Source organism: Kordiimonas sp. SCSIO 12610, assembly GCF_024398015.1.
Classification (GTDB): Bacteria; Pseudomonadota; Alphaproteobacteria; order Sphingomonadales; family Kordiimonadaceae; genus CANLMI01.
The window spans coordinates 3,259,624-3,274,636 of sequence record NZ_CP073747.1 but is presented as its reverse complement, the minus strand read 5'-3'; the positions used below and the strand labels follow the sequence as shown (position 1 = coordinate 3,274,636).

The 15,013-nt window shown below is 44.2% G+C and carries 16 protein-coding genes; 3 read left to right on the top strand and 13 right to left on the bottom strand.

The window, feature by feature from the left end:
* Window positions 1-17 precede the first annotated feature (17 nt).
* The 8 genes from lnt to KFF44_RS15030 all read right to left on the bottom strand — a co-directional run bounded on the left by lnt (window position 18) and on the right by KFF44_RS15030 (window position 7,783).
* Window positions 18-1,622 (bottom strand): apolipoprotein N-acyltransferase, encoded by a 1,605-nt coding sequence (gene lnt / locus KFF44_RS15065; RefSeq protein WP_255935682.1) that lies wholly within the window; start codon window positions 1,620-1,622, stop codon window positions 18-20.
* 38 nt (window positions 1,623-1,660) lie between these two features.
* Window positions 1,661-2,551 (bottom strand): hemolysin family protein, encoded by an 891-nt coding sequence (locus tag KFF44_RS15060; RefSeq protein ID WP_255935680.1) that lies wholly within the window; start codon window positions 2,549-2,551, stop codon window positions 1,661-1,663.
* Window positions 2,538-3,179 (bottom strand): rRNA maturation RNase YbeY, encoded by a 642-nt coding sequence (gene ybeY, locus KFF44_RS15055; RefSeq protein WP_255935678.1) that lies wholly within the window; start codon window positions 3,177-3,179, stop codon window positions 2,538-2,540. The genes KFF44_RS15060 and ybeY overlap by 14 nt, the downstream gene beginning before the upstream one ends.
* A gap of 11 nt (window positions 3,180-3,190) precedes the next feature.
* Window positions 3,191-4,237 carry a PhoH family protein gene (locus KFF44_RS15050; protein ID WP_255938850.1) on the bottom strand — a complete coding sequence of 349 codons (1,047 nt, stop codon included), beginning with the start codon at window positions 4,235-4,237 and terminating at the stop codon, window positions 3,191-3,193.
* An 82-nt stretch (window positions 4,238-4,319) separates the two neighbouring features.
* The gene (miaB, locus tag KFF44_RS15045; RefSeq protein ID WP_370691119.1) at window positions 4,320-5,711 is read right to left on the bottom strand and encodes a tRNA (N6-isopentenyl adenosine(37)-C2)-methylthiotransferase MiaB; all 1,392 of its coding nucleotides are present in this window, start codon (window positions 5,709-5,711) and stop codon (window positions 4,320-4,322) included.
* A 176-nt stretch (window positions 5,712-5,887) separates the two neighbouring features.
* On the bottom strand, window positions 5,888-6,775 hold the full coding sequence (locus tag KFF44_RS15040) for a 1-acyl-sn-glycerol-3-phosphate acyltransferase (protein ID WP_255935652.1): 888 nt from the start codon (window positions 6,773-6,775) through the stop codon (window positions 5,888-5,890).
* An 18-nt stretch (window positions 6,776-6,793) separates the two neighbouring features.
* The gene (locus KFF44_RS15035) at window positions 6,794-7,219 is read right to left on the bottom strand and encodes a Fur family transcriptional regulator (RefSeq protein WP_255935650.1); all 426 of its coding nucleotides are present in this window, start codon (window positions 7,217-7,219) and stop codon (window positions 6,794-6,796) included.
* Window positions 7,220-7,345: 126 nt separating this feature from the next.
* Window positions 7,346-7,783, bottom strand: a complete 438-nt coding sequence (locus tag KFF44_RS15030; protein WP_255935648.1) for a MucR family transcriptional regulator — start codon at window positions 7,781-7,783, stop codon at window positions 7,346-7,348.
* 84 nt (window positions 7,784-7,867) lie between these two features.
* On the opposite strand from KFF44_RS15030, the gene KFF44_RS15025 reads away from it, so the two are divergent.
* Window positions 7,868-8,167 carry a sulfurtransferase TusA family protein gene (locus KFF44_RS15025; RefSeq protein ID WP_255935646.1) on the top strand — a complete coding sequence of 100 codons (300 nt, stop codon included), beginning with the start codon at window positions 7,868-7,870 and terminating at the stop codon, window positions 8,165-8,167.
* A 39-nt stretch (window positions 8,168-8,206) separates the two neighbouring features.
* Here KFF44_RS15025 and rimI read toward each other — a convergent pair whose 3' ends face one another.
* Together rimI and tsaB are read right to left on the bottom strand one after the other, a co-directional pair.
* Window positions 8,207-8,698 carry a ribosomal protein S18-alanine N-acetyltransferase gene (gene rimI, locus KFF44_RS15020; protein ID WP_255935643.1) on the bottom strand — a complete coding sequence of 164 codons (492 nt, stop codon included), beginning with the start codon at window positions 8,696-8,698 and terminating at the stop codon, window positions 8,207-8,209.
* Window positions 8,699-9,373, bottom strand: coding sequence for a tRNA (adenosine(37)-N6)-threonylcarbamoyltransferase complex dimerization subunit type 1 TsaB (gene tsaB, locus KFF44_RS15015; RefSeq protein ID WP_255935641.1), 675 nt, complete (start codon window positions 9,371-9,373; stop codon window positions 8,699-8,701).
* A gap of 351 nt (window positions 9,374-9,724) precedes the next feature.
* Between tsaB and KFF44_RS15010 the strand changes: the two genes are divergently transcribed.
* Window positions 9,725-10,765, top strand: coding sequence for a polysaccharide deacetylase family protein (locus KFF44_RS15010; protein WP_255935639.1), 1,041 nt, complete (start codon window positions 9,725-9,727; stop codon window positions 10,763-10,765).
* A 28-nt stretch (window positions 10,766-10,793) separates the two neighbouring features.
* Here KFF44_RS15010 and KFF44_RS15005 read toward each other — a convergent pair whose 3' ends face one another.
* Together KFF44_RS15005 and KFF44_RS15000 are read right to left on the bottom strand one after the other, a co-directional pair.
* On the bottom strand, window positions 10,794-11,354 hold the full coding sequence (locus tag KFF44_RS15005) for a NifU family protein (protein ID WP_255935637.1): 561 nt from the start codon (window positions 11,352-11,354) through the stop codon (window positions 10,794-10,796).
* Between the two features lie 108 nt (window positions 11,355-11,462).
* Window positions 11,463-12,020, bottom strand: a complete 558-nt coding sequence (locus KFF44_RS15000; protein ID WP_255935634.1) for a TetR/AcrR family transcriptional regulator — start codon at window positions 12,018-12,020, stop codon at window positions 11,463-11,465.
* A gap of 191 nt (window positions 12,021-12,211) precedes the next feature.
* Here KFF44_RS15000 and KFF44_RS14995 point away from each other — a divergent pair, with 191 nt between their 5' ends.
* Window positions 12,212-14,248, top strand: coding sequence for a transglycosylase domain-containing protein (locus KFF44_RS14995; RefSeq protein WP_255935632.1), 2,037 nt, complete (start codon window positions 12,212-12,214; stop codon window positions 14,246-14,248).
* Between the two features lie 6 nt (window positions 14,249-14,254).
* On the opposite strand, the gene KFF44_RS14990 is transcribed toward KFF44_RS14995, so the two are convergent.
* Window positions 14,255-14,995, bottom strand: a complete 741-nt coding sequence (locus tag KFF44_RS14990) for a M48 family metallopeptidase (RefSeq protein ID WP_255935630.1) — start codon at window positions 14,993-14,995, stop codon at window positions 14,255-14,257.
* Window positions 14,996-15,013: the final 18 nt, after the last annotated feature.

Sequence of the window (15,013 nt, the reverse complement as noted above, 5' to 3'; positions counted from 1 at the left end):
ATTCCAAAATATTAATTCTATTGTCGCCGCTTATTGATATAGGCGGCGATTATTATGGTTAATAAGGACAACATGATTATCAGCATTATTTTACTGAGTACGGAAATCATGGGCGCTTTGATCGCGCGTGGAAGGACGCTATCGAGAATACCTTGTCTATTGATCTCAAGTTGGCTGATCGTGCGGCCATAGGGATCAATAACAGCGCTTATTCCGCCCCCTGCATTTCTAACCAAAGGTAATCCTTCTTCGATTGCCCGAAAGCGGGCAAGCGCAAGGTGCTGATGCGGACCTTCGGTTAAACCAAACCAACCGTCATTTGTAATGTTTAAAAGCCATTCTGGTCGTTTTTCTGTGCTCCCATTATTGACAACGCCGCCGGGGAAAATGATTTCGTAACAGATCAGCGGTGAAAAAGCCGGAACCCCCGGTAATGCAATTGTTGCATTCTGGTCACCGCTCTTGAAGGCTGAGCCACCTGTTAACTGTGATAACCCAAGCGCGTTTAAAATCCCTTCAAACGGTAAATATTCTCCGAAAGGCACCAGATGCTTTTTGTCATATCGCGCATGAATGTCGCCTTTGTAGTTAACGGCAAACAAGCTGTTGTAAAAGTCATAGGAATTTTCATTGGCTGAATATCTGGGAGCACCCACCAAAGCATAAGATCCGCGCTCTAACAGGCGAGATAATCGCCAACGCGGGATTGAGCCTTCCCTGTCGAATGTTTGTCGTTGCACGGATGTCTCAGGCCATATTAAGAGTTTTACACCATCGGCTTTGCCTTCGGTTGATGATCCCCGTGATAAAGACATATGTTTGTCGAAATGATTTTCTATTAAATAGGAAATCCACTTTTCACGCTGTTTTATGTTTGCTTGTACAAGTCTAAGCGAGACATTCGTGTGATACTCTGTTTGTACGTTGTCTAAGCGAAGATAGCCAAGGCCCGCAACAACGACGAACCCCCCAACTGTGATAGCTGGAATAACAAAGCCCAGCGAATTTCTCCTAACCAGTAAACATACAAGTGAACCAGCAACGGTCATGCTTAAAAGTGACAACCCATAAACAGTGATAAAACTGGCTGATTGTGCCACCGGTAACCAGTTTGCCCACATTGAACCAATCACATGCCAAGGGAAACCTGTGAATAAGAAACCCCGGGCAATCTCTAGCAATGTCCAGATCGCTGCAAAAACAAATATCCTTGGTATCAATCGAACTTTTGTCAGCCAAGTAAGCCAGAAAGCAAGGCCAATATATATCGAGAGTAAACCGGAAAGCGCCATGATCGCAAAAGGGGCAATAACAACAGGGACGGCATCCTGCTGTGTGAATGAATAACCAATCCAGTTTAAACCAACAGATAGTAACCCAAAGCCAGACCACCAACCAAAGTTAAAGGCCTGTTTACCCGATGGTGCGCGCTCAATTGCAATCAACCATAGGGGCACGATGATCAATAAAAGAGGGAAAAAATCAGTTGGCGCAAATACCCTTGAAATTAACGTACCCAACAGGAAAGCGAATAGCCAGTATGCGATTGCGCCCTTTTTTTCAATCCAGATAAAGAGCGTGTCTGCATAAGTGGCTAAGGGGGGCGAAGATGCATTTTTCATAAGTTGCGCTGTCTTTTTATAATTTTTGTATTTCGGTATTATTGTGTTTCAGCGTCTAATGCGCTGCTATAAATTCTTATTTTGTGAATTCGGCGCGGGTCTGCATCCAGAACTTCAAAACTATGCCCTGAACTGTGATGGATAATCTCGCCGATTTCCGGGATATGGCCCGCAGACGAGAAAACCAAACCACCGAGCGTATTTATATCTTCATCGATATCGTCCGATAGAAGACTTGCACCTAAGGTTTCTTCTACCAACTCAATTTCTGCTCTGGCATCAGCGTCATAATAACCATCTGGGCTAGTAGTGATTTCCGGGTCTTGCTCGGTATCGTGTTCGTCTTCGATTTCGCCTACGATCTCTTCAACCATGTCTTCCACGGTAACCAGCCCATCAGTACCACCGTATTCATCAACTACGATCGCCATATGTGTTCTACTTGCCCTCATTTTGGCGAGTAAATCGATAACTTTCATCGATGGGGGAACAAACAAAACAGGTCGTTGGATTGCTTTGATACGAAAACTGTCACTATTGGCGCCGTCTGCAATGGCTTTAAGCATGTCTTTCACATGAACCATTCCAATAACATCATCCAGTGTCTCACGGTAAACAGGCATGCGTGAATGGGCAGCATCCGAGAAAACTTTTAATAAATTGGAGAAGTCACTATCCTGGTCAACGGCCGTAATATCTGCACGCGGAACCATAACATCGTTAACACGCAGTTCCCCGTATTCGAGGATATTAAAAAGCATGGTCCGCTCTTCAATCCCAAGCGCGGGTGCACGTGTTTCTTCCTCGTGTTCCTCGATGGCTTCCTCAAGACTCTCACGAAGGCTGGTTTCAGTTGTTCTTCCGCTTAAAGATCGTTTGATAGAAGCAAAAAAGCCTGAATTTTCAGATCTGTTTTTAGTGTCCGCCACGGTTCATCTCGGCATTATTATCCAAATAAGGGTCGCGTATATTTAAACTTGAGAGGATTTGTCGTTCTCTGTTTTCCATGATCTCTGCATCATCATCATTGATATGGTCATATCCAAGCAAATGCAATAAACCATGGGTCACAAGATGTGTAAAATGATCAGTAAGTGACTTTTTTTGCTCCAACGCTTCTGTTTCCAAAGTTTCATAGGCAAGGATTAAATCACCAAGCATGAAAGGGGGCATGGGTTGGGATACATCATTATCCCTGGAATTTAACAAGAGTTCCAGGTCATCATCATCCAAACCTGGAAAAGACAATATATTTGTCGCTTTGTCTTTACCCCTGTAATCACAATTATATTGGCGAACAGTGTCATTGTGACTAAGAACAATAGATAGTTCGCAGCTGGGCAACAGACTTAATTCTTCTAGCGAGAACTCATACTTAAAGGTCGCCTGGATTGCATCTTCAAGTGTATGTAGCCACAAGTTGATAGGGTCCCAGCCAGGGATATTACAGTCTTTGTTGCTGTGTATTTCTACGTCAATATCTATGTTTCCAAGGGAAAGCGTCGTATTTTCAACGGTATCCGACACTGGATGATGAGATGCGCCTACTTCGTCCATGAATTTGGCCTTTAACCTCGACCGTCATCATCGCCGTAAGCATCAACAATTCGGCCAACAAGCGGATGTCTGACAACATCTTGGTTTTGAAACCGAGTGACCGCTATGCCTTTCACATTGCTCAATAAATCAAGTGCATGTGTCAGGCCGGATTTGGTGCCACGAGGTAAATCAACTTGACTTGGGTCGCCGCATATCACCATGCGACTGTTTTCACCAAATCGTGTCAAAAACATTTTCATTTGCATTGGGGTCGTGTTCTGAGCTTCGTCGAGAATAACGAATGCATTCGCGAGTGTCCTTCCCCGCATGTACGCAAGAGGCGCGATTTCAATTTGATTGCTTGCTAGGCGTTTTTCAACTTGCTCGGCAGGCATCATGTCATAGAGGGCGTCATATAAAGGCCGAAGATAGGGGTCAACCTTGTCTTTTAAATCTCCGGGTAAGAAACCCAGGTTTTCGCCTGCCTCTACAGCAGGGCGTGATAAAATAATGCGGTCAATTTCGCCTGCGAGCATTCTTGCGACAGCCATTGCTACAGCGAGATAGGTTTTTCCGGTTCCTGCGGGGCCCACACCAAAGACCATCTCAGTCTTTGAAAGTTTGGAGATATAATCTGCCTGCCCAGGTGATCGCGGCATGATCACACGGTTGCGGGTTGTGATTTTCATATCTTTGGAAAGCGAAGAATCTGAGGGTGTTGGAGTGCCTCGATTTGATGACGGTGTTTCATGTTCTTTATTGATGGGGATACCCTCGGCCATTCTGATTGCACCATCGACCAGGCCTGTATCGATCGTCTCTCCTAATTTGGCACGATCATACAATTCATGAAGAATAGACTCTGCCAAATGTGCGCGATCATTATTTGCTTCAATAGCAATACGGTTGCCCCTATTGATCAGGACAACACCAATACGCTGCTCTATTCTTGCTAAATTCCTGTCATGTTCACCAAAAACGATGGCTGCAATGCGGTTGTCATCAAACTCAACGACCTTACGGTTATGATTTGAAGGGTTTTTCTTGTCCCGCTTAGGGCGCTCTTTAGCATACATATTCAAGTAGCAGCTTTCTCCGGTAAGCGAATGAATGATTATCAGCTATCACGAGCTTAACACATGCCTCGATAGCTCGCAATTATTGTTCCGCTAATACGCCTTTCAAACTTCTTGGCCCAGCCTCAACAATTTCAACCTTAGCCAGTTTGTTCATCATGTTGCTCGCAATATTATCTGTACTGTGATCTTGCACGGTGTTTGTTACATCAACATGAACGGCTTGCAGATAAGGGCTACGACCAACGAGTTGGCCCTCTTCTTTGCCGATACGCTCAAGCAAAACATCCATTGTTTTGCCAACAGATGTTTTGTTGAAGGCTATTTGCTGTTCACCAAGCAATGCCTGAAGTGCGGTTAAACGCTCTGATTTTACATGCTCTTCAACCTGAGTTTCCAATACTGACGCAGGTGTGCCTGGCCGTGGGCTGTATTTGAAGCTGTAGGCTTGCGCATAATTCACTCTGCGAACCAATTCCATTGTTGCTTCAAAGTCCTCATCGGTTTCACCAGGGAAGCCAACAATAAAATCTGAAGAAAGAGCAATATCTGGTCGCCCAGTGCGAAGTTCATCGATGATTTCAAAATAGCGTTCAGCAGTGTGTTTGCGGTTCATTGCATCCAGGATTTTATCTGAGCCACTTTGAACCGGCAGGTGCAAGTACGGCATACATTCTGGTATGTCGCGGTGGGCCGCAATTAACTCTGCATCCATATCTCGGGGGTGCGAGGTTGTGTAGCGAATGCGTTCCAAACCGTCGAGATCAGCAAGCCTTTTAATAAGTTCGCCCAGTGATGCCGTTTTACCGTTTTCTAAGTCACCGTGGTAGGCATTTACATTTTGACCTAATAACGTGATCTCTAACACGCCTTTTTGGATTAAAAGCTTGGCTTCATCGATGATATCTTGAACTGGTCGGCTGTACTCAGCGCCGCGAGTATAAGGGACCACACAAAATGTGCAAAATTTATCACAACCTTCCTGCACGGTCAGGAATGCAGCAGGGCCTTCATAATCACTATCTTGAGGAAGGTGATCAAATTTTGTCTCAACAGGAAACTCTGTGTCTAAAACCCTAGAGGATCTACGACCAGAGCGCCTTTGCTCTTCAGCTGATTTGAGCATATCCGGTAAGCGGTGATATGTCTGCGGACCAAGGACTAGATCGATAGCTGGTGCACGGCGCATCATTTCTGGGCCTTCCGCTTGTGCTACGCAACCTGCAACAGCAATATACATGTCTTCGCCGCCTTCGGCTTTGGCGTCTTTGATTTGGCGCAAACGTCCAATCTCGGAATATACTTTTTCGGCTGCTTTTTCACGAATGTGACACGTATTTAATACAACAAGGTTTGCTTCGTCAGGAGTTTCCGAAAGAGTGTATCCATGCGGTTTCAAAACGTCGGCCATACGTTTTGAGTCATATACATTCATTTGACATCCATAGGTCTTGATAAATAATTTTTTCGTCAAGGCCACACTCCTTAAACAATCAACTCTGAATTATATCAGCGTATATTTGTGAAATTAGACTATTTTGGAGGGCTTCATACGCTATTTGATTGGAAATCGCTAGAATAAATCGACCTAATTGCCCCAGCTTCCTGCTTTGGCAATCGTCCTATAATATTATTGGTTGGTTTTGACCTTTAGTCGGGTGTCTTCCCAGATATCTTCTCTGGGCCATGTTTACGTTTGCCCATATTGTATTCTGCACGGTGGGCACGTTCTAAGCCTTCTCGGATCAATTGCTCGCTGGTCAGAGCTGCGTTCTTGCGTGATCCTACCTGCTCAAGCGATATCGGCGCGTGATATTCGACTGTTGCAACAATACGTGCTCTTCCGAGGAATTGCTTTAAATGAAGCAGTAATTCCATATCACCGATCCAGGCTACCCACGGTTTCTGTGAACGCACCAAAGGCATGCCATTGACTTCGGTATAGGAAAGTGTGATGGGCTGAATGCATAGGCTTTCATCGAGGCCATGATTTGCCATTTCTGCGACAGAGAAAAGTGCAGATTTAAAGGGGGCCACTTGCATTCCGTTTGTTGAGGTGCCTTCTGGAAATAAAATAAGACTGTTACCATCTTTTATTCGGTCAGTAAGCTCGTCACGTTGTTTCAGGCTGTCGCTACGTCTTGTGCGATTGATGAAAAGCGTTTTCTGCAGTGCGCAAACGCTTCCAATCATACCCCATCCGGCAATTTCAGATTTAGCAACAAAACTAGAGTTCTTCAGAATGCCGCCGAGCACAAGAATGTCTACCCATGATATATGATTGGCAACATAAAGCGTGGATTGGCCATGAGGTGCCTGACCGATCTCATGAACTTTAAGACCAATGATCCGACAGGCAGTTCTGTGCCAAAACCCGGCTAGCGACCACCAATGTTTTTTTGAGAAACGAACCAATAAAAATTGTAAACTGAGAACAGGTATAGACATTGCTATTAGCAATGAGGTTCTGACGATGCCCCTCAGGCTCCATCCCTCAGTGGAAACAGTAGATTTTAATCCTGCATACTCTACGCTCATGAAGGCTTCTCAGCAAACCTATTCAGTTTCGTCCAGTGGTACACCGTAGAGTTCCATCCGGTGATCGATCAGTTTAAAGCCAAGTTTGCGTGCGATCTCTTCCTGCAGTTTTTCGATTTCATCGTTATGAAATTCTAAAACTTCACCAGTTTCTATATTGATCAGATGGTCATGATGCTCATCGCTGACAGGTTCATAGCGAGAACGACCATCTCTGAAATCATGGCGCTCTAAAATGCCTGCTTCTTCAAACAGTCTTACGGTGCGATATACAGTTGCTATACTAATGCCAGAATCGATTGCTGTAGAGCGGCGGTAAACTTCATCCACATCAGGGTGATCGGTTGCGTCGCTTAATACGCGTGCAATAACCCGCCTTTGGTCAGTCATGCGCATTCCTTTTTCAAGGCATAATGCTTCGATGTCCTGTGAGCTATTAGGCATGTTTATATCCTGTACTATTTCGCTGATACCTGATTGTTGCGCAAGATATGCCACAAGCCGTTTACAAGGGCAAGCCTCGTGACGGTTGTTAAGAAATAGAAGAAATGATGATGTTAAGCTGGGAAACTATTTTGCCTTGCCGCGACCGAGGCCAATTTTTTGCGCAAGCATACGGCGCTGATTGGCATAATTTGGTGCAACCATAGGATAGTCCATCGGTAAGCCCCATCGTTCTCTATATTCTTCCGGAGTTAAGCCATAACGGGTCTTGAGGTGCCGTTTTAACATTTTAAGTTTTTTGCCATCTTCGAGGCATATTACGTAATCAGGCGTAATTGACTTTTTAATTGGAACGGCTGGCTCTAAGGTCTCTTTGTGTACGGTGTTGCCGATATGCAATTGCATAAGTGTGTTGAAGACTTGCTCGATCAGGTTGGGTAGTTCACCTACGGCAACCGAGTTGTTGGCAACATGAGATGAGACTATATCCACAGTAAGAGCCAATACTTCATCTCTGTTAACTTGCTTGTCTTCCATCGTTTTCTTGTTCCAGTTAAATAGCATTTTCGGATAACATGGAGAATACGCTTGATTTATTGCAGGTCAGGCATAAAATTTACCGGACAGCATTAATTCAGTAGTTTTCTTATGTCATCATCTCTTGATCAGTTTATCGACCTTAGGGGTATTACGTGTCCAATGGCATTCGTCAAAGCACGTCTATTCCTTGATGAATGCGCGAGCGAAGAAATCGCTGGAATTCTTGTCGACAAAACAAAATCAAATGACCCACTGCCTCGCTCTATAGAAGCACTTGGTCACTATCTTCTTTCAGTCACTCAGGTTGGTACTCTTGAAGAACTTCAAGAATTGTACCCACATGATGCCAGCCCTTTCCCCGAAACAAGTTTACAGCTAATGCTAATAAAAGTTCAAGTAAAGAAGTGAAAAAAAATAATTTAAAATTTAATTAAGTGTAATGCGAAGTTACATTTCTAGCTTAAAGGTTAATGCGTCAATTTTTTTTCTATCTAAAGTTTGATAATATTTACTGCGAATGCCCGTTTTTTTGAAATTAAGTGACTTGTATAATTCAATTGCTTTCATGTTGTCTTGCCTGACTTCTAAGAATACTTCTTTAACTTTAAATAAATGCAACTTAGCCAAGGTTGATTTTAAAAAATTCGTGCCATGTCCTTTGCTTTGATATGTTGGCGCAATGCCAATGGTAATAATTTCTGCTTCGGTATCAACGATACTTAATACGCAAAAACCAATTGGGTTATCGCCGTCGCAATAGAGGTAGGCATGAGTATGTCTTGAAAGTAATAATGAATGTATGTCACTTGTGCTCCATTCCTGCTGTTGGATTGCACGAAAAGTGTCGCAGTGTAATTGAGCAAATATCTCGATTGCTTGTATGTTGTCGTGACTGACCTCGATCAAGGAATGATTTTGATTTTTCGCTGTGCTTGTCATCTATTTTGTTTGAAAATTGAATACTGGCTTTGCCTTGACGGCATCTGGCGCGCGTAAATAATGGGGGTTTGCCGGATTTGAAGTTGATGACAGCGATTGAGCCATATACCCAAGCGTTTCGGTGTCACAGGATTGCTCGATGAATGTGTGTTGATCAATATTCGTCAGTTTTTTGATGTGTGAGGCGCCGCTTCCTATTATATGCGTTTTTGTTGTTTCAGAAATTTTTTCCACAATATCAGAATTCTTAAGGGATGCTGCCTCTGATGTGGCTGTTAGACTACCACCTTCCGTTTTTTCGAATTTTTGATAGTAACTTGTCTCTCCTCGGCCAGCGATACAGGTATGTATCGTACCGTAGGCAGGTATTTGTGCGGCCAAGCATTCAAGGCCACTGACACCTATACAGGGTATTTTCAAACTAAGTGCCAAGCCGCGAGCAACCGACAAACCAATCCGCAGGCCGGTAAATGTACCGGGGCCAACTATGACCGCGATTTTTTTCAGGTCAGCCCACTCAAGGTTCGATTCTGTAAGTAATGTTTTGATCGTTGGGAGCAATTTTTCTGCGTGCCCACGGCCTATATTCTCGGAATATTTCGCAAGGCATTCCTCATGATTAACAATAGCGGCTGAACAATAATGTTCTGACGTATCAATAGATAGTGTGATCATAAGTAAGTTTAATTCTCAAGTGGGTCAGAAAGCTTGTGTATATCAAGCTATAATATTTATACAATAGCATCAAATTTTAACCGGTATCCGTGAAGACAAATTCGTGCATTCCGTTCGACAGTAAAGGGCAGGTGAAAATTAATATACGCCTAGATGACTGATTGATCACTCGGTATATTTACTGAGCAGTTTGCAGCTTTTATTCGATGAGAGCTTCAACTACTATAGTTATTTTCGCCCATTTAATGGACATCTGGTTTTAAAGTTATCATTATTGACCAAATGCCTGTCAGTTTTTAGATGTAACGGCAAATGAGAAGCTTAATGAATGGATGATGGGTGGCCATGGCTATGCAAATATATAAAAATATAGTGTTGATGATGTTGGCCGTGTTGGGCATGAGCATATCAATTGACGCCCAAACCGATGAGTCGATTGTATTTTTAATATATCACCGTTTTGGGGAAGATCGTTATCCGAGCACAAATATTCGCCTTGATCAATTTGACGCGCAAATTGAGGAACTTCGAAGTGGCGACTATACCTTCATGAAAATGTCGGATGCGGTGAATCGGCTTCTAAATAAAGAATCTGTTCCTGAAAAAGCGGTAGTAGTTACAGTTGATGATGCGTTCAAGAGCGTTCTAACTGAAGCGTGGCCCAGACTGAAGCAGGCAGGAATTCCCCTTACATTATTTGTTTCAACTGATCTGGTGGACAAACAGACGCCAGGCTATTTAAATTGGGACGAAATCCGACAGCTTCGCAGTGACGGTGTTGAAATAGGCCATCATGGGGCGGCTCATAGTCATCTACTATACGAAGAAGGTTCTGGCGCCCAGGATGACATTGAGCGCGCGTCAAAGCGTTTTGAAGATGAGCTTGGATTTATTCCTGGCATATTTGCGTATCCTTATGGTGAATACGATCAAGGACTGATAAACCTGATTGAAAGGTTGGGGTTCAAAGCGGCCTTTGCTCAATATTCGGGGGCGGCACCAATTGGTGGAAATCATTATGCAATTCCTCGTTACCCGGTTAACGAGCGATATGGCAACCTTGATAGATTTCGTTTGATTGCAAAATCAAAGGCTTTGCCTGTGAGGGACATTATACCCACAAGCGTTACGCTGTTGGATGAGCAAAACCCGCCATCATTTGGTTTCACAGTTGATAGCAGTTTGACCAGTCTTGATAATCTAGCATGCTACCCAAGCCACCTTGGTGAAGCAGCGAAACTGATTAAACTAGACGGAAATAGAGTTGAGGTTCGATTCAACAAACCATTTCCGCCTGGACGTAATCGTATCAACTGTACCTTGCCTGCTGGCAATGGCCGTTGGTACTGGCTAGGTCGTTATTTTCTGGTCCCGGGAGGCGTTCCAGATTAAATTTTTAGGGGCTTGTTACCCTCGAAGGTTACATTTCCACCGGTTGAACGTCGATCACTTCAGGAACATAGTATTTCAGAAGATTTTCAATGCCATGTTTTAGTGTGATAGTTGAGCTAGGACACCCTGCGCAAGCGCCTTGCATTTGAAGATAAACCACACCTTCCTTGAAGCCGCGGTAAATTATGTCGCCGCCGTCTCCCGCCACTGCAGGGCGAACCTTCTCATCCAAGAGGGTTTTGATTTGCTCGATAATGTCAGCGTCTTCTTCTGATTCCTCAACAGCAATATCATCGCTGCCTGACCCCGTGATAACAGGTGCCCCGGATGCAAAGAACTGCATCAAACCAGCGAGGACAAGGGGCTTGACTGTTGTCCAATCCATCTCGGTTGCTTTTGTCACAGAAACAAAATCATATCCGATGAAAACGCCCGATACGCCGTCTATTGCAAAAAGCGCTTGCGCCAGCGGTGAATTGTCGGCCGCATCTATGTCCGAAAAGTTAGCGGTTCCTTGTTCGAGAAGAGTTCTCCCGGGTAAAAATTTCAAGGTATCCGGGTTTGGTGTAACGTCGGTTTCTATAAACATGACTAAATCCTTCAGGTTTTATATTCAATTGGTATGAAAATGCCAAAAGGTCAAGTCTTGACTATAAAAATAATGAAAATTCAATGTGAGATCTTTTTGCCGGGTGTTCTATCCAAGAATGTTTTTTCGAGCATTTTGAATGCAATCGTGAAGGTGTGTATCGGTTTCATGAATACGGCACAGAATAAGGGAGCCTTGTATCGCTTCAATCGTCTGACTTGAAATTTCTTGTGCCTCAATAACCGGAATGCCTGTTTTTGCGATATTCTGGCTAAGCAGCTTTGCCCAAACCTTCACGGTTTCTCGAATAGCTTTTCCAAACAAGGTTTTGCCGTTACCGAGCATCAGACTATTCATAAGGCAGATGGGAGTGTCGCCATTATAATAATTCAAAACACCTGAGAGGCTGTTTTGTATGGCTTGTTCCGGGTCTGGCCCGCTAAGCGGTGCGAGCACATGCTTTTGTAATAGACTACCCATGTAAGCGAGGGCATGACGTGCCATGTCTTCTTTACCCTTGGGGTAATGATGATACAGGCTTGCCTTTGAGAGCTCTGTTGCTGAAGCCAATTTGTTCAGGGTTGCGCCGTCATAGCCATAATGTTGGAAAATTGGAATAAGGCGCTGTGCTCTCTCTGTTTTTGATAGCTGGGCAGTCCGGGGCATAATAGGCCTTTGAGTTTTAGTATTCACATAATAACCAATCGTTCGGTTATTATGTGTGCCTGGTTGGATATTTGCAAAGCATTTGTCAAAAAACTTGTATGAAAGGCATTTTGTGCCCTAATTTGGACGAATAGAAGTGTTTGGGTAGATATGTTTGTAATTACGATGGTTTACATGGTCGGGATACGTTAGTGGCGGAAAAAACGAAAAAAAAGTCCAGTGCTTCCTCAAGAAAAGGCAAGAAGGCAGTTTTGAAAGCTGAAAAACGTGATAAGCCTATTCGTTCTAATCGATCCAAGAAACGAACGAACAAAACCTCGGCTAAGAAAAATAGCGCGGCTACGAAACCCTGGTTTAAAAAACTTTTCTATTACGGGGCTGTTGCTTCCGTGTGGAGTGTTATTATCGGGGTCGTTCTTTTGGGCTATCTCGCCCATGACCTACCGGATATGGATAATTTACCCCATCCTGGTGCTGGTGATCCTGCCGTAATTGTTAAAGCAGCAAATGGTGTGACCCTGGTTCGGCAAGGTCCAATATATGGTGACTGGATACCTTACCAAGAGGTTCCAGAAGCTTTGATTATGGCCCTTACATCTGTGGAAGATCGATATTTCTTTGCTCACAATGGCTTTGACGGTCGTGGATTTTTACGTGCAATTTATACGAACGTGCGTGCAGGGCGTGTTCGTGCGGGCGGTAGTACAATTACTCAGCAATTGGCGAAGAATATGTTTCTGACGAACGTTCGTTCGTTTAAACGTAAAGCGCAGGAGCTTTTGCTTTCTTTTTGGCTTGAGCAGAAATTTACCAAAAAGCAAATCCTCTCGCTTTACTTAAATCGGACATATTTTGGCGGGGGTGCATATGGTATCGACGCTGCGTCACAGAAATTCTTTGGCCATAGTGCAAGAAGTTTATCAGTAGCAGAATCAGCGTTGCTTGCCGGATTAGTGAAATCCCCTTCTACACTCGCGCCGCATATTAATGCGGAAGGGGCTTGGGAACGTGCCCAAGTTGTATTGGGTACAATGGTTGATGCCGATGCAATCAATCAAACAGCGGCAAAAAAAATTGCTGCCCAGCCTCCGATAATTAAAACTTCGCCGGTTGGAAATGATGTTCGATATTTCAGTGATTGGGCCATTCGGGAAGCGCGCAAGCAGTTAGGGGATAATGCCCCAAGGTCATTGGTTATCTATACAACGCTTGACCCCGCTATCCAGCGCGCTGGCTCCTTAGCGATAAAAAGAGGGTTAGATCAAGAAAGCGCCAAACATGGAGTTGGTCAGGCTGCGTTGGTTGCTGTTGATCATGACGGTGCTGTTCGGGCCATGATTGGTGGTGCGAATTATGGTAAGAGTCAATATAATCGGGCCGCACAAGCACAGCGACAACCCGGTTCAGCTTTCAAATTGTTTTCTTACCTTGCCGCGATGGAACAAGGTGTTTCTATTTCTGATCAATATATCGACGAGAAGCTAACGATCGATGGTTGGTCACCCAAAAATTACACTGGCGTTTTTAATGGACCGATGACTGTGAGAGAAGCCTTTGCAAGGTCTATCAATACAATTGCAGTACAGGTGGCTGAAGAAGCGGGCCGAGAAAACGTAGCAGAAATGGCGAAGCGACTTGGAATACAAACCAATATTTCACCCGTTGCAAGCTTGCCCCTTGGTACAGAGGAAGTTCGTTTAATTGATCTTGCTGGTGCTTATGCTGTGCTCGCGAATGGAGGGCATAAAGCAAATCCATACGGAATTATTGAAATTACGTCTTTAGAGGGGGAGGTTCTATACAGGCGTCAGGCGCAGGCTCCGATGTCGCTACTGGATGTTGATATTGTCCGTGATATGACAAATATGCTGACAGCTGTCATCACTTGGGGATCTGGTAAAAATGCCAAGATTGACAGACCAGCAGCTGGTAAGTCAGGGACCTCTCAAGATAGTCGGGATGCTTTATTTGCTGGTTTTACAAGTGACCTGTCTTGCGTTGTCTGGGTTGGGAACGATGACGGGACACCAATGAGGGGGGTCACAGGCGGTGGTTTGCCAGCTCGTATATGGGCTGATTTTATGCTGGATGCCCATGTGGGGTTAAACCCAAGACCATTGCTGGCAGACGCCGTATTGTATGAAAATGCTCTGACACTTGATGATAGTGATGCACCAACAAAGAAAAAAAAGCGTGGCATTTGGACGAGACTATTTGGCGGTGAGTAAGAAGGCTTACAGTCTAATAGTCATTAGGCTTTGGCCAGAACTTCGTAGCCAGGCCCGTTCTTTTTGATACTCAGGTCTACATGATTGCACATGCGCCCAGAAGCGGTCTGAATGGTTCATTTCCAATAGATGACAAACTTCGTGTGCCGCAACATATTCGAGTATGTCTGGTGGCGCCATGATTAAGCGCCAATTAAACCTTAGTGTTCCTTTGGATGAACAGCTTCCCCAGCGGGTTTTCATGTCACCTATACTGATTCTCGAATAGTTTACACCGAGGGTTTCAGCGTAATAGCTTGACGCACATGTTAATTTCTCTGAGGCAGTTTTTCGCAGCCACCTTTCTAGACGTTTGCCGGCTTGATCAATTGGTCCGCCAACAATGATAGTTCTATCTTGATTGTCATTTGCAAACCAAACTTTCCTCGGGGGGGTGTTACTGTATTCTAATCTGTGTTCCTGACCTTCAAAACAGATGACGTCACCGGTCTGCAAGGATGAATTTTTAAAAATGTTTGTTTGATCTGTAATCCAGTCAATATGGTTTGTGAGGAACTCTTTTACTTGAGTTTGTTTTGCGCCGTCGGGAATGGTTACAACAGGAAGGCCTGATTTCGTGTCCATTCTCAAAATTAGTTTTTTTGCTCTTTTATTTTTGCGAACATCAATTGTTATAGGCCCGGTCACGGTGTTAAGAGTGATACTCGTGACAGGAGATTTTTGAGTTTTTGATTTCGAAAACCACATATGGTTTTAAGCTCTCGT